We start from the raw sequence: 13,939 nt of genomic DNA on the forward strand, positions 1-13,939 counted from the left end.
TAATGCGCAAAGCAGGAGGGAAGCCATCAACTATGTTGATATGGGGCTGAGCAAAAACCTGCTGAAGGATAAGGTTACGGTAGTAGGGGATGTAACTAATGCTTTCAATTCGCGTAAATACAACACACGCACTACAGGAAATGATTACGTTTTTGTGCAAAGCAGTAACCCTAATGCTGCGCGTTACAGGCTCAGCGTAGTTTACCGCTTTAATTTAAAAGAAGGACAAGGTGTCCGTCAGGCAAAAAGCAATAATAGAAATTAAGCTGATATCAGAAAAATATACTTAGGATTTACCACGTATATTTTTCTGATATCAGTTAACCAGAGCTTTTCTAGTTAATTATTATTGACTGGTTATTTAATCTCACTGATACTGATGTCTGTTTCCAGGCCTGAAGATTGTAAAATCAATGGTATGGATGGATTGTTCAAGATCCAAAGTTCAATCTTTCCATCGGCACTGATCACATGAGTAGCGTCAGCTTCCTTTCCGCCTAATTTCAGCAGGTTAGTATCATCAGTTTTAATTTTATAAGTAGTTCCGCTGTAGGTAAATGTTTTAGTGTCAGACAATGTTTTATATGCTGCCTTCGAGATGATTCCGAAGGTTTCATTGTCATTCAGTTTAGTCACACCCAATGCCGGCTGACCAGCCGCCGATAGGTTTGCGGCACTTTCTACAGCCTTCACACTCATTTCAAAAGATCCTTCTCCATAACCATCAACAGCCCAGCCAATCGAAAATGGTGCCGACAGACTTTTAATGCTTAGTGCTAAGGGGAATTCACTTCCATTTACAAAAGCGGATGCGTACATCACTGTTCCGGCTTTGATTTCTGGTAAAGTTTTTTGGGCATTTGCTGTCGTTAACAAACAAACACATAATAAGGAGAGTAAGAGAGCTTTCATAGGAAATTGTTTTTTGGAATTGAAGATAAGAAAATCTCAATAATTCCTATAAAGAATATTAAATATATTTGGCGGTGCGCTGATTTAGTGGCAAAAAGAAAGGGTTGCTCCAAAAGAGCAACCCTTTACGCTAATGGGCCGGATCCCATTTTGTACTCAGAGCGGGAATCGAACCCGCACGACTTTTAAGGTCACAGGATTTTAAGTCCTGCGTGTCTACCAGTTCCACCATCTGAGCAGGTGTTAAACCTTGTAAAAATAAAAGCCTTCAATTAAGAAGGCTTTAGAGCGAAAGACGAGATTCGAACTCGCGACCCCGACCTTGGCAAGGTCGTGCTCTACCAACTGAGCTACTTTCGCGTTGGTATGTTATTGCTGTATACCAGATACAGATATTATTGTACTCAGAGCGGGAATCGAACCCGCACGACTTTTAAGGTCACAGGATTTTAAGTCCTGCGTGTCTACCAGTTCCACCATCTGAGCAGGTGTTAACCTTTTAAATTAAATGCTTCCGGGTAAGGGAAAACATTTAGAGCGAAAGACGAGATTCGAACTCGCGACCCCGACCTTGGCAAGGTCGTGCTCTACCAACTGAGCTACTTTCGCATTGGTTTTATTCACATCATCCGATGTTTCCCCTTTGTATACAGGTTAAAAACTGATCACCTTGTTTCCGTTTGGGTTTGCAAATATAAATACTTTTAGATTACTGTCAAGTTATTTTTGATAATAAATCAGGCTTCTAGCTTAAGTTATTGGCCTTCAGTACCTCAGAAATTAAATTACTTTCAAATCCTTTTCCCATCAGGTAGGTAACCAGTTTATATTTCTTTTTATAAGGGTCTTTTTCTGTAATGAATGGTGCTTTTTTTTCTGCCGCCGCCAGAATAGCCGCCAGATAATCATCATAATCAATCGTATTCAGAGCCCTGATGATCATTTTCTCAGGAACCCGTTTTAATTTCAGCCCCTGTTTGATCTTGATCTTGCCCCAGCGCTTGATATTGAACTTCCCTGATACATAAGCCATGGCAAAACGTTCTTCATTCAGAAAGTTCGTCAGAATCAGCTCCGTAATTACTTCTTCAACCTCATCATGGTGCAGGCCCCAGTCGTACAATTTATCACGCACTTCCTGCTGTGAGCGCTCCTGGTAAGCACAGTAACTTTCCGCTTTCGCATGCGCAGCTTTTTTATCGTAAACGGGTTTTGATTTTTCCAATGCTTATCTTTTCTGTACGCAAATATCTGCATTTACTTGTTAACTTTACCTCCAACATAGTTATCCTGATAAATGAGTGAGCGCAGTTATACCATTCAGCAGATTGCTGAACAATTGAACATCGGATCCTTTAAAGTAAAATATAATACTTTTATCAGTACTCTTTTGATTGATAGCAGGAGCGTTGTGAGCCCTGAAACCTCGTTGTTCTTTGCCATCAGCGCTCAGCGGGACGGGCATGAGTTCATCGCCGACGCCTATGCAAACGGAGTCAGAAGTTTTGTGATCAGCAACAGTTCCTATGCGGAGGTATATCCGGATGCTAACTTCCTGATGGTACCAAATGTACTGCAGACCCTGCAGCGGCTGGCTGCGCTTCACCGCAGCAGATTTGACCTGGATGTGATCGCCATCACCGGAAGCAATGGAAAAACGGTAGTCAAAGAATGGCTGTACCAGCTGCTTGCTGCAGATTTTAACATCGTTCGTAGTCCGAAGAGTTTCAACTCCCAACTCGGTGTGCCGCTTTCTGTATGGCAGATCAGCAGCGAACATACGCTGGGGATCTTTGAAGCAGGGATCTCGAAAAATGACGAGATGAAACAGCTGGCAGCAATTATTCAGCCTTCAACTGGTATTTTAACAAATATCCGTGAAGCACATGCAGAAGGCTTTTCCTCTCCCAAAGAAAAACTGCTGGAAAAACTTAAGCTGTTTGAAGGCGTACAACTTTTTATTTATTCCCCCGATTACACGGATGGAATAGCCACAAAGAATCTGCCTGGGGAACGCAGGTTTTCCTGGAGCACTACGATGAAAGCTGATCTGGAGATCCTGTTTGTAGAGCCGATCAAAGGCAGGAACTACATCCGGGCACGCTATAAAAATGAAGAAATAGAGTGCCTCATCCCTTTTAGTGACGGTGCATCCGTAGAAAATGGTATCATCTGCTGGGCAACGCTGCTGGCAATGGGCTATACACCTGAAGAGGCAGACCTGCGGCTGGAAAAACTGACTGCGGTGAATATGCGGTTAACGCTGAAGAACGGTATCAATCAATGTTCTGTAATAGATGATTCTTACAGTGCGGATATCTCTTCGCTGGCAATAGCGCTGGATTTCCTGAAACTGCAGAACCAGCATGTGATGAGAACACTGATTCTTTCCGATCTGTACGAGACCGGGAAGTCAGATAAAGATTTATACACTGAGATCGCCTCTCTGTTAAAGCAGAAACAGGTGAACAGGTTAATTGGCATTGGCGCGCATATTTCTGCATTTGCGGATCTGTTTGAGCTGGAAAGTTCCTTCTATGAAAGTACACAGGCCTTTATCGAGAATTTCCCGGCAATGCATTTTAACAGTGAAACCATCCTGGTGAAAGGCGCAAGGCTGTTTGAATTTGAACGGATCAGCAAACTGCTCACCCAGAAAATTCATGATACGGTAATGGAGATTGATCTGAACGCATTGGCGAATAACCTGAAGTTTTATAAATCGAAGTTAAAACCAGGGGTAAAAGTGATGGCAATGGTGAAGGCATTTTCTTACGGCAGCGGAAGCTTCGAGATCGCAAACCTGCTGCAGTACCAAAAAGCAGACTACCTGGCGGTAGCATATGCTGATGAAGGCATTTCTTTAAGAAAAGCGGGGATAACCATGCCGATTATGGTAATGAGCCCTGAGCCTTCCGCATTTGAAGCCATTGTAAAGTATAAACTGGAGCCGGAATTATATAACCTGGATATCCTCAACGGCTTCATAGATTTTCTGCCCGATACGCAGTTTTCCTATCCTGTGCACATTAAGATCGATACCGGGATGCACAGGCTGGGATTTGAGGAACTGGACCTGCCGGACCTTCTGCCCGTCCTCAGGCTCGAAGAAAAGATCAGGGTAATCTCTGTTTTCTCCCACCTGGCGGCGAGTGAGGATGCACAGCATGACGAATTTACGCTGTATCAGCTACAGCGGTACACTGCCATGGCCGAAAAGATCAGGGCAGAACTGGGACATGATTTCATCCGTCATATTTCAAATACTTCGGCCATTACAAGGCATCCGGAGGCACAGCTGGATATGGTAAGGATAGGGATCGGGCTTTATGGCTTTGACAGCGGTTTAAAGGGCAGCAGCGGTCTGCATACTGTTGGTGTTCTGAAAACTACAATTACACAAATCAAAAAGGTAGGCCCGCTGGATACCATAGGTTACGGCCGCAGGGGAAGTTTACCTGAAGGAGGAACTATTGCTACTGTTAAAATCGGCTATGCCGATGGCTACCGCCGGTCTTTTGGGAATGGAGTAGGGAAGATGCTGGTGCATGGAAAACTGGCTCCTACAACAGGTTCAATTGCGATGGATATGTGCATGCTGGATATTACCGGTATAGAAGCCAAAACCGGTGATGAAGTCATTGTCTTCAACGATCAGCTAACGATTGCCGATTTAGCGGCGCAGATCGGAACAATTCCCTATGAGATTTTAACAAATATTTCCCAAAGGGTTAAACGAGTGTATTTTTATGAGTAATTTTGTAGTATGAACAAGATCGGAGGGGCATTATTAAATTATTTAATCAAGGGCTTATTGATTGTACTGCCTATTGCGCTAAGTATTTATATTGTCATCTGGGCTGTAACTACAGTAGATAGCTGGCTGAATGTAAATAATATCCTGGGTGTTGATCCCAGAACCGGAGCCAGCAGGAATATTCCTGGTTTAGGACTGGCACTGGTGGTTACCCTGATCCTGGTAGCCGGAATTTTCGTTACAAATTTCGTTACCGAGCCTATGTATAACTGGTTCTCGCGCTGGATGAACAGGTTACCCGGACTTAACTTTATTTACTCGTCGATCAAAGACCTCACAGAAGCGTTTGTGGGTGATGAAAAGAAATTTAACCATCCTGTATTAGTGGAAATGAACAGCGATATCAAGAGGATAGGTTTTCTGACACAAAATGATCTTGCCTCTGTCGGCCTGCCGGGGGAATGTGTGGTATATTTTCCCTTTTCCTATTCTTTTGCCGGACAGGTTTGCGTAGTAAGCAGGGACAAGGTTAAGGAATTGAACATGAGTGCCGCTGAAGCCATGAAATTGGTAGTATCGGGAGGTGTCAGTCATATCACCCCGCCGATAATTTAGAAGTTCGGTTTCAGTACATATTTATCGTAGAACCTGAAGATATGCTCAGCAGCTTCTTCAGCAGTATCAACCACCCTGAAGAGGTTCAGGTCTTCTGCATGGATATTGTGTTCCTTTTCCAGCATCGTGTTTTTGATCCAGTCTACCAGTCCGCCCCAGTAATCCCTGCCCACCAGTACAATAGGAAACCTTGCAATCTTGCCCGTCTGAATTAAAGTAATAGCTTCAAAAAGTTCGTCCATGGTTCCCATACCGCCTGGAAGAACGATAAAACCCTGTGAGTATTTCATAAACATCACCTTCCTGATAAAGAAATAATCAAATTCCAGGAGTTTGTTATGGTCAATATATTTATTGTGGAACTGCTCAAAGGGTAGATCGATATTCAGGCCAACTGACTTACCGCCATTCATATGGGCACCTTTATTTCCAGCTTCCATAATACCGGGGCCACCGCCGGTAATTACCCCATAACCGCGGTCGGTCAGCAGTTTTCCGCACTCTACAGCAATCTCATAGTATTTGTTTGTTTCTGCAGTTCTGGCAGAGCCAAAGATGGATACACAGGGGCCAATTTTAGCCAGCTTCTCAAAGCCGTCTACAAATTCTGCCATTATTTTAAAGATCTGCCAGGAGTCTGTAACTTTTATCTCCTGCCAGTTTTTATTTTCAAAAGCGCTTCTTATTTTCTCTTCACTGGTCATGCTCATCAGTAGTATTTTTTGATTTAAAATTTGGTTTGGGTAACAGCGGTTTTTCCTGTTATCCATAGTAGTATAAATGTAATGAGGGCATTCAAGATAATCAATTCAAAACCTATTTCATAACCAAACCATAACAGACTGTTGCTTTTGATATAAAACGAGAGCAAAGGTGACGCCACACAGATATATGGTACCATTTTATCTGCTACCGCCCGGTTGGTAAACATGCCAAAAGTGAACAATCCCAGCAATGGCCCGTAGGTGTATGTTGCTGCAATAAACATAGAATTGACTACAGAGTCATCATTAATTACTTTGAATATCAGGATAACGATTACCATCAGCACAGAAAAACCAATATGTACCATGTGCCTTTTCCTGACCAGCTCCGGTGTATTCTGATCCTCCTTTTTATCAAAGTGTAAAAAGTCCATACAGAAGGAAGTCGTCAGGGCCGTTAAGGCCGAGTCTGTGGTAGCAAAAGTAGCTGCTGTTAATCCCAGCATAAAGATGATACCGGGAATTATGTTCAGGTGGTTCAGCGCAATTTCAGGATACAGGTTATCAGGTGTTTTCAGTGCGGCAACATCAATCCCGTTTTTCGCAGCGAAGATATAAAGCAATGCACCCACACTTAGAAAAAATATATTCATCACCACAAAAACGCCAGTGAAGGTGAACATGTTCTTTTGTGCTTCGCCAATGGTTTTCATGCTCAGGTTTTTTTGCATAAGGTCCTGATCCAGTCCCGTCATGGCAATAGTTACAAATATTCCCCCAAGAAACTGTTTCAGGAAATGCGATTTGGTACCCATAAAATCTTCCCAGAAGAACATTTTTGAATAGCTGCTGTTCTTTACGGCTTCAAAAGTTCCGGCCACATCCAGATTTAAGGACCTGGATATGAATATAATGGACAGCACTACTGATAGCAACAGAAATACGGTTTGCAGCGTATCTGTAATAATAATGGTTTTTAATCCGCCCTTGTGCGTGTATAACCAGATCAGAACCAGGCAGAGTACAATGGTTAGCCAGAACGGAACATTCCAGGCATCAAAGATAAAGCGCTGTAATACAATAGCCACCAGGAAAAGCCGTAATGAAGATCCGATTGTTCTGGAAAGGAGGAAAATTACTGCTCCTGTTTTATAACTATGCGGCCCGAGCCGCCTTTCCAGATAGGTATAAATTGAGATCAGGTTCATCCTGTAATACAGGGGCAGGAGTACAGTTGCGATGATGATAAAGCCTACTGCATTTCCCAGCACAAACTGGAAATAGCCAAATTCACTTTTACCTACCGCGCCCGGTACAGAGATAAAGGTAACGCCGGAAAGCGCCGTACCGATCATGCCAAAAGCTACCAGGTACCATTTTGAATTTCTGTTTGCGATAAAAAATGAAGCATTATCTGATGAGTTTCTTGACGTAAAATAGGCTACACCTACCAAAAGGGCAAAGTATCCTAACAGGAAAGATAAAAGTATAGTTGGGGTCATGGTTTGTTCAGGCTGAAAGCGAATGTAAGAAAAATCATATTTTAAAGATCAAAATAACAGAAGATAAATCTAAATTTGTAAAATGAACTTTTCTTCCAAGCTGCTCGAAGATGCTGTTAATGAATTTTCTAAATTACCGGGGGTAGGGCAAAAAACTGCATTGCGGCTGGTATTGCACCTGCTCGGCAAAGAGCAGGAAGAAGTGGATACTTTTGGCAATTCCATGATCAGGCTGAAAAGGGATATCAAACATTGCAGTATCTGCCATAATATATCAGATCTTCCGGTTTGCAGCATCTGCTCTTCGCCAAAGCGGGAAAAGGAAGTTATCTGTGTGGTAGAGGATACCCGGGATGTGATGGCTATAGAAAATACCTCCCAATACTTTGGGGCATACCATGTGCTTGGGGGACTGATCTCGCCAATGGATGGGATTGGTCCTTCGGATCTTTTCATTGATTCACTGGTGCAGCGTGTAGCAACAACACCAGTGAAGGAGATCATCCTTGCATTAAGTGCTACCATGGAAGGAGATACCACGCTTTTCTATCTGTACAAGAGATTAAAAGATTTTCAGATTCCAATTACTACAATCGCCAGGGGCATAGCCTTTGGAGGCGAGCTCGAATATGCAGATGAGATCACACTGGGACGGTCTATCGTTACCAGGGTTCCTTATGTCAGTTCAATTAAGATGTAATAAGGGCCAGAATTTACGTTATGAATTTTACCCGGGAGTTTGGTAATATCAATATGACTGATCAAAAGATACTATGGATTTTAGGAATAAAGTAGTTGTAATTACCGGTGCGTCCTCCGGTATAGGAAAGTCCTGCGCAGAAGAGTTTGCTAAACGCGGCGCAAATCTTGTGCTGGCAGCAAGGCAATTTGTGACCTTATGTGAGATTACAGCTGATCTGGAACAAAAGTACGGGATTAAAGCCCTGGCAGTACAGCTGGATGTAACGCGGGAAGAAGAATGCCGCGATATGGTGAAGCAGGCAGTGCTTACCTTCGGTAAAATTGATATCCTTGTGAATAATGCCGGCATTTCCATGCGCTCTCTGTTCCATGAAATGGATATGTCTGTCATCAGAAAGGTGATGGATGTTAATTTTTTTGGTACCGCTTACTGTACAAAATTCGCCTTACCTGAGATTCTGAAAACCAAAGGGGCTATTGTTGGCGTATCTTCTGCTGCGGGTTACCGCGGGCTACCCGGAAGAACAGCATATACAGCGTCGAAATTTGCCTTAAATGGATTTATGGAAGCGCTAAGGACAGAGTTGCTGCATAAAGATGTGCTGGTAATGGTGGCCTCACCGGGCTTTACCAGTTCCAATATACGCGCCACAGCACTGGACAAAAATGGTGAACAGCATGGTGATACCAATATGGAAGAAGGAAAGATGATGTCTTCTGAGGAGGTGGCATTGAGAATTGTGAATGGAATAGCTGGCCGTAAGCGTGATCTGATTATGACAGGTCAGGGTAAACTGGCGGTCTGGATGAATAAACTTTTTCCTTCACTGACTGACAAGCTTGTTTATAAACATTACGTGAAAGAGGGTACGCTTAAAGATTACTAAAGGGGCAATACGATTAAGATACTTTGAAAATATAGAATGATCAATCCAAAATACGCGCTAATGCTCTTTGCTCTTCTGTCTCAGGTTACCCTTTTAGCTGCAAAAGTAAAAGTGGAGAAAGACATCAATTACACTGATCAGAAAGAGGAAAGAAGGCAGCTGAACGTATATTACCAGAAGGATGTGTCCAGACCCAAAGACGTAATCATCTTTATCCATGGCGGCTCCTGGAGCAGCGGTAAAAAAGATATTTACTGGTGGCTGGGCAGGAATATGGCAGGAAAAGGAGTAGTTACGGTAACGATTAATTACGGTCTGGCTCCTCAAAGCCAGTACATGCAGATGGGAGACGATTGTGCACAGGCAGTGAAATGGGTGCAAAGCCATATTGCTGATTATGGTGGTGATCCCTCAAGGATTTTCCTGATGGGGCATTCTGCAGGTGGCCATCTGGCAGAGCTGATCAATGCCGATCCGCAATATTTCAAACGGGCTGGTATCAAAAATCCTGTTAAAGGGCTGATCCTTGATGATCCCTTTGGCCTGGATATGAAAGAATATATGAGCACCGCAGAAAAGGATGATAGCTATACGGACTTTCTGAGAACTTTTAGCAGTGATCCCCTGACATGGGAAAAAGCATCTCCTTTATTTTACGTAAAAAACATCAGGAACCCGCACCTGATATTTTATGGGGCAAAAACTTACCCGGCTATACAGATCCAGTCGGCACGACTCAACAAACTGCTCGAAGCAGAAAAGGTTCCTACTGCAGTCTATGTTATTAAAGGAAAGAAACATGTGGGGATGATTGCACAGATGATATTCGGAAACAATCAGCTTTACGGTTATATTCTTGGCTTTTTAGCCGGAATAAAGTAATATTTCAGAAATGGTTTGCAATTATTAAAAAACAATTACATATTTGTTTCAATGATACTAACAAACGGACAAAATAACTGGTGGTGGCACAACGCTTAGCGTGTGTAACCCCATTCTGTACGTTTATTTTTATATAAAAATATTTAAGAGGGTTGCTTTATAGCAACCTTTTTTGTTTTAAGACCATGAAGAAAATACTGAACCACTTATTTGAAAACAAATCTTTTACCAGGTCAGAATCTCAGCGCATCCTGACTGCAATCGCTTCCGGTGAATTTAACAATTCGCAGATCGCTGCTTTTATCACAGCTTTCGGCATGCGGAATATTACCGTGGCAGAGCTGCAGGGCTTTCGTGATGCTATGCTCGACCTCTGTGTAAAAGTGAACCTGTCCGACTATGAACTGATCGACCTTTGCGGCACAGGAGGCGACGGGAAGAATACTTTTAATATCTCTACACTGGCTTCTTTTGTGGTAGCCGGAGCTGGGTATCATGTTGCAAAGCACGGTAATTACGGGGTTTCTTCCGGCTGCGGTTCTTCAAATGTGATGGAATACCTGGGCTATAAATTTACGGCAGATCAGGATGAGCTGAAGAGGAGCCTGGACAGGGCCGGCATCTGCTTTATCCATGCCCCATTGTTTAATCCGGCAATGAAAATTGTTGCACCAATCCGCAGGGACCTGGGAGTGAAAACATTTTTTAATATGCTGGGACCCATGGCTAACCCGGCAGAACCTAAAAACCAGATCGTTGGGGTTTTTAGTCTTGAACTCGCAAGGTTGTACGCTTACTTATACCAGGAAACTGATAAAAACTATACTATTATACATGCCGTAGACGGCTTTGATGAGATCTCTCTTACCTGTGATGTGAAAACCTTCAGTAAAAATGGAGAAGCCCTGCTAAAGGTAACTGATCTTGGTTTTGAGCCGATCAACGAGAATGAGATCTTTGGGGGAGATACCGTACAGTCATCTGCCGATATCTTCATGCATGTGCTTGAAGGTTTAGGAACCGATCCTCAGAACAATGTAGTGCTGTGTAATGCAGCAATGGCTATCCATACCATTAAGCCGGAACAGTCTTTTGCTGATTGTTACTATGAAGCAGAAACCTCACTGGTTGGCGGAGCAGCATTAAAGAGTTTCAAAAGCCTTATCGGCTAACAATGCAGGAAGAAGATAACAGCGAACCGGAAAATATGAAAGCAAAACTTAAGATCTGCGGAATGAGAGATCCTGATAATATTAGTGCGGTAATAGAACTACAGCCTGATTATATGGGTTTTATATTGTATCCCGGTTCAAAAAGGTTTGTTGAGGGGCTTGATGCTGCAATTGTGAGCGCTATCCCTTCAGCTATCAAAACTACCGGCGTTTTTGTTGACGAAGATATAGCTGCAGTAAAAGAAGCGGTTAAATTATATGGTTTCAAAGCAGTTCAGTTACATGGAAATGAAAGTCCTGCTTATTGCGATGAACTCAAGGAATATTTTAGCCGGCAGGATCATGTTACAGAAGTGATCAAAGCTTTTGGAATTGATGAGGATTTTGATTTTAATATACTTTCAGCTTATCAAAACGTTGTGGATTATTTTTTGTTTGATACACAAACACCGGCACATGGCGGCTCAGGCAAGGCGTTTAACTGGCGGCTGCTGGATAAATATAAATTACAAAAGTTCTATTTCCTGAGCGGCGGGATAAGTCTGGAGAATGTCCCTGAGCTGCAGCAAATAAATGATGGCCGTTTCTATGCAATAGATGTAAACAGCAGGTTTGAAGAGGCCCCGGCCGTCAAAAACGTTGGAAAGCTCACCGAATTTAAAAAATTATTAAGCTGCTAAGGCATACTGCAGCTGATTAAATGATAACACTATGAATTATTTTGTAAACGAAAAAGGTTACTACGGAGATTTCGGCGGCGCATATATCCCTGAAATGCTTTATCCAAATGTTGAAGAACTGAGACAAAATTATCTCAGCATCATCAACGACGCTGATTTTCAAAAGGAATTTCATGCCCTGCTAAAAGATTACGTTGGCAGGCCTTCTCCTTTGTACCTCGCTAAACGCTTATCAAAAAAATATAATGCCAATATCTTCCTGAAGAGAGAAGACCTGAACCATACCGGTGCCCATAAGATCAATAATACCATCGGTCAGATCTTACTGGCAGAGAAACTTGGAAAGAAAAGGATCATCGCAGAAACAGGAGCAGGACAGCATGGTGTGGCGACAGCTACAGTATGTGCATTGCGCGGACTGGAATGTGTAATTTATATGGGTGAGGTAGATATCAAACGCCAGGCACCTAATGTTGCCAGGATGAAGATGCTGGGTGCAACAGTGGTTTCTGCAGTATCAGGAAGCAAGACTTTGAAGGATGCTACCAATGAAGCTATGCGCGACTGGATCAATAACCCTGTAGATACCCATTATATCATAGGTTCTGTGGTAGGGCCACATCCTTATCCTGATATGGTTTCCATCTTCCAGTCGGTCATCTCTGACGAGACCAAAAAGCAACTGATGGAGCAAACCGGCAACGACCAGCCGGACTATGTACTTGCCTGTGTTGGCGGAGGAAGTAACGCTATGGGAATGTTCTATCATTTCATCGATGATGAAAAGGTAAAACTGATCGCTATTGAAGCTGCGGGTAAAGGAGTAAGCAGTGGATTTTCTGCTGCAACGACATTCCTGGGCAAAGAAGGTGTATTACATGGCAGCAGAAGTATTCTGATGCAAACCACTGATGGACAGGTTGTAGAACCACATTCCGTATCTGCCGGACTGGATTACCCAGGTATCGGCCCTCAGCACGCACACCTTTTTAAAACAACCCGTGCAGAATATGTTTCCATCACCGATGAAGAATCACTGGATGCCGGCTTATTGTGTACGCAGATGGAAGGAATTATCCCTGCAATTGAAAGCGCACATGCACTTGCCTACCTGGAGAAAATGAAATTTACAGGGAACGAGAATGTAGTGGTTTGCCTGTCCGGAAGAGGGGATAAGGATATGGAAACTTACATGAACTATTTCGGACTCTAAGGGCGGTACCTTTATTATACAAACAACAAATGAACAGAATTACCCAATTATTTCAAGAGAAAAAAAATAATATACTTTCTATCTATTATACCGCAGGTTATCCCGGATTAGGGGACACTGTTGCCATTGCCGAGGCGCTGCAGGAAGCCGGGGCAGATATGCTCGAAATAGGTTTCCCTTATTCAGATCCGGTTGCAGACGGACCTGTGATCCAGGCCAGCAGCAAACATTCCCTGGACAGTGGAATGGACCTGAACCTGTTATTTGAACAGCTGAAAGATTTACGCAGGAAAGTAAGCATCCCGGTATTGTTAATGGGTTACGTTAATCCTGTATTGCAGTATGGGGTAGAAAATTTCTGCAAAGCTTGTGTAGAAGCAGGAGTTGACGGCTGTATTGTACCCGACCTGCCAATGTATGAGTATGAAGAACTGTACAAAGACGTTTTCCTTCAGAACAATCTTTGTAATATATTTTTAGTTACCCCTCAGACTTCAGAAGAACGTATCCGTAAAATCGATGCCTTGAGTAACGGATTTATCTACCTGCTCTCTTCTTCGGCTACTACAGGTAAGAACCTTGATGTTTCTGATGTCACTACTACTTATTTTGCCAGAATTGCAGCCATGGAACTAAATAATCCTACAATGATAGGCTTTGGTATCAGCAGTAAGGACACTTTTGATAAAGCCTGTAAGTATGCTAACGGAGGGATCATCGGTACTGCTTTTGTAAAAGCACTTGCTGAGGGAGATCTGCGGGAAAACATCAGCAGCTTTATGAAGACGTTCAGATAGTTTTCAAAAAAGCCGGATTCCCTTTGTTGATGCTGCCTGCCGCAGAAGGGGCGCCAGAAGGCATCAATAAAAGGAATCCGGCTTTTTTTGAGAAAATTTAAAGGGAGATCGTATAC

Annotated in this window: 14 protein-coding genes and 4 tRNA genes; 10 read left to right on the forward strand and 8 right to left on the reverse strand. The window is 43.0% G+C overall.

The annotated features are described in order from the left end of the window. A partial coding sequence (locus ABWY16_RS03825; protein ID WP_353903330.1) for an outer membrane beta-barrel protein occupies positions 1-265 on the forward strand: 265 nt, incomplete at its 5' end. 92 nt (positions 266-357) lie between these two features. On the opposite strand, the gene ABWY16_RS03830 is transcribed toward ABWY16_RS03825, so the two are convergent. The 6 genes from ABWY16_RS03830 to ABWY16_RS03855 form a co-directional block, all read right to left on the reverse strand. Next, positions 358-912 (reverse strand): hypothetical protein, encoded by a 555-nt coding sequence (locus tag ABWY16_RS03830; RefSeq protein WP_353903331.1) that lies wholly within the window; start codon positions 910-912, stop codon positions 358-360. 153 nt (positions 913-1,065) lie between these two features. Continuing rightward, positions 1,066-1,150: transfer RNA gene (locus tag ABWY16_RS03835), tRNA-Leu, on the reverse strand. Between the two features lie 49 nt (positions 1,151-1,199). Beyond that, positions 1,200-1,272: transfer RNA gene (locus tag ABWY16_RS03840), tRNA-Gly, on the reverse strand. 41 nt (positions 1,273-1,313) lie between these two features. Beyond that, positions 1,314-1,398 (reverse strand) — tRNA-Leu (locus ABWY16_RS03845). A 50-nt stretch (positions 1,399-1,448) separates the two neighbouring features. Continuing rightward, positions 1,449-1,521, reverse strand: a tRNA-Gly gene (locus tag ABWY16_RS03850). Positions 1,522-1,657: 136 nt separating this feature from the next. Further along, positions 1,658-2,137, reverse strand: coding sequence for a regulatory protein RecX (locus tag ABWY16_RS03855; protein WP_353903332.1), 480 nt, complete (start codon positions 2,135-2,137; stop codon positions 1,658-1,660). Positions 2,138-2,209: 72 nt separating this feature from the next. Between ABWY16_RS03855 and ABWY16_RS03860 the strand changes: the two genes are divergently transcribed. Next, on the forward strand, positions 2,210-4,669 hold the full coding sequence (locus ABWY16_RS03860) for a bifunctional UDP-N-acetylmuramoyl-tripeptide:D-alanyl-D-alanine ligase/alanine racemase (RefSeq protein ID WP_353903333.1): 2,460 nt from the start codon (positions 2,210-2,212) through the stop codon (positions 4,667-4,669). A 9-nt stretch (positions 4,670-4,678) separates the two neighbouring features. After that, positions 4,679-5,284 (forward strand): DUF502 domain-containing protein, encoded by a 606-nt coding sequence (locus ABWY16_RS03865; protein WP_353903334.1) that lies wholly within the window; start codon positions 4,679-4,681, stop codon positions 5,282-5,284. Here ABWY16_RS03865 and ABWY16_RS03870 read toward each other — a convergent pair. Together ABWY16_RS03870 and ABWY16_RS03875 are read right to left on the reverse strand one after the other, a co-directional pair. Then, positions 5,281-5,988 carry an LOG family protein gene (locus ABWY16_RS03870; RefSeq protein ID WP_353903363.1) on the reverse strand — a complete coding sequence of 236 codons (708 nt, stop codon included), beginning with the start codon at positions 5,986-5,988 and terminating at the stop codon, positions 5,281-5,283. The two genes, ABWY16_RS03865 and ABWY16_RS03870, sit on opposite strands and share 4 nt — an antisense overlap. Positions 5,989-6,011: 23 nt before the next feature. Further along, entirely contained in the window at positions 6,012-7,490 is a 1,479-nt protein-coding gene (locus ABWY16_RS03875) for a sodium:solute symporter (protein ID WP_353903335.1), read from the reverse strand. An 82-nt stretch (positions 7,491-7,572) separates the two neighbouring features. On the opposite strand from ABWY16_RS03875, the gene recR reads away from it, so the two are divergent. The 7 genes from recR (at position 7,573) to trpA (ending at position 13,823) form a co-directional block, all read left to right on the forward strand. Continuing rightward, the gene (recR, locus tag ABWY16_RS03880; RefSeq protein WP_353903336.1) at positions 7,573-8,190 is read left to right on the forward strand and encodes a recombination mediator RecR; all 618 of its coding nucleotides are present in this window, start codon (positions 7,573-7,575) and stop codon (positions 8,188-8,190) included. A 73-nt stretch (positions 8,191-8,263) separates the two neighbouring features. Next, complete coding sequence (locus ABWY16_RS03885) at positions 8,264-9,079, forward strand: SDR family oxidoreductase (protein WP_353903337.1); 816 nt, start codon at positions 8,264-8,266, stop codon at positions 9,077-9,079. A gap of 36 nt (positions 9,080-9,115) precedes the next feature. Further along, the gene (locus tag ABWY16_RS03890) at positions 9,116-9,961 is read left to right on the forward strand and encodes an alpha/beta hydrolase (RefSeq protein ID WP_353903338.1); all 846 of its coding nucleotides are present in this window, start codon (positions 9,116-9,118) and stop codon (positions 9,959-9,961) included. Positions 9,962-10,146: 185 nt separating this feature from the next. Then, positions 10,147-11,133: an anthranilate phosphoribosyltransferase gene (gene trpD, locus ABWY16_RS03895; RefSeq protein ID WP_353903339.1), complete on the forward strand. Its 987-nt coding sequence runs from the start codon at positions 10,147-10,149 to the stop codon at positions 11,131-11,133. A gap of 35 nt (positions 11,134-11,168) precedes the next feature. Further along, positions 11,169-11,813, forward strand: coding sequence for a phosphoribosylanthranilate isomerase (locus ABWY16_RS03900; protein ID WP_353903340.1), 645 nt, complete (start codon positions 11,169-11,171; stop codon positions 11,811-11,813). A 31-nt stretch (positions 11,814-11,844) separates the two neighbouring features. Beyond that, positions 11,845-13,026, forward strand: coding sequence for a tryptophan synthase subunit beta (gene trpB / locus ABWY16_RS03905; protein WP_353903341.1), 1,182 nt, complete (start codon positions 11,845-11,847; stop codon positions 13,024-13,026). A 29-nt stretch (positions 13,027-13,055) separates the two neighbouring features. Beyond that, positions 13,056-13,823, forward strand: coding sequence for a tryptophan synthase subunit alpha (gene trpA / locus ABWY16_RS03910; RefSeq protein WP_353903342.1), 768 nt, complete (start codon positions 13,056-13,058; stop codon positions 13,821-13,823). Positions 13,824-13,939 lie beyond the last annotated feature (116 nt).

It is taken from the genome of Pedobacter sp. (genome assembly GCF_040513095.1).
Lineage (GTDB): Bacteria > Bacteroidota > Bacteroidia > Sphingobacteriales > Sphingobacteriaceae > Pedobacter.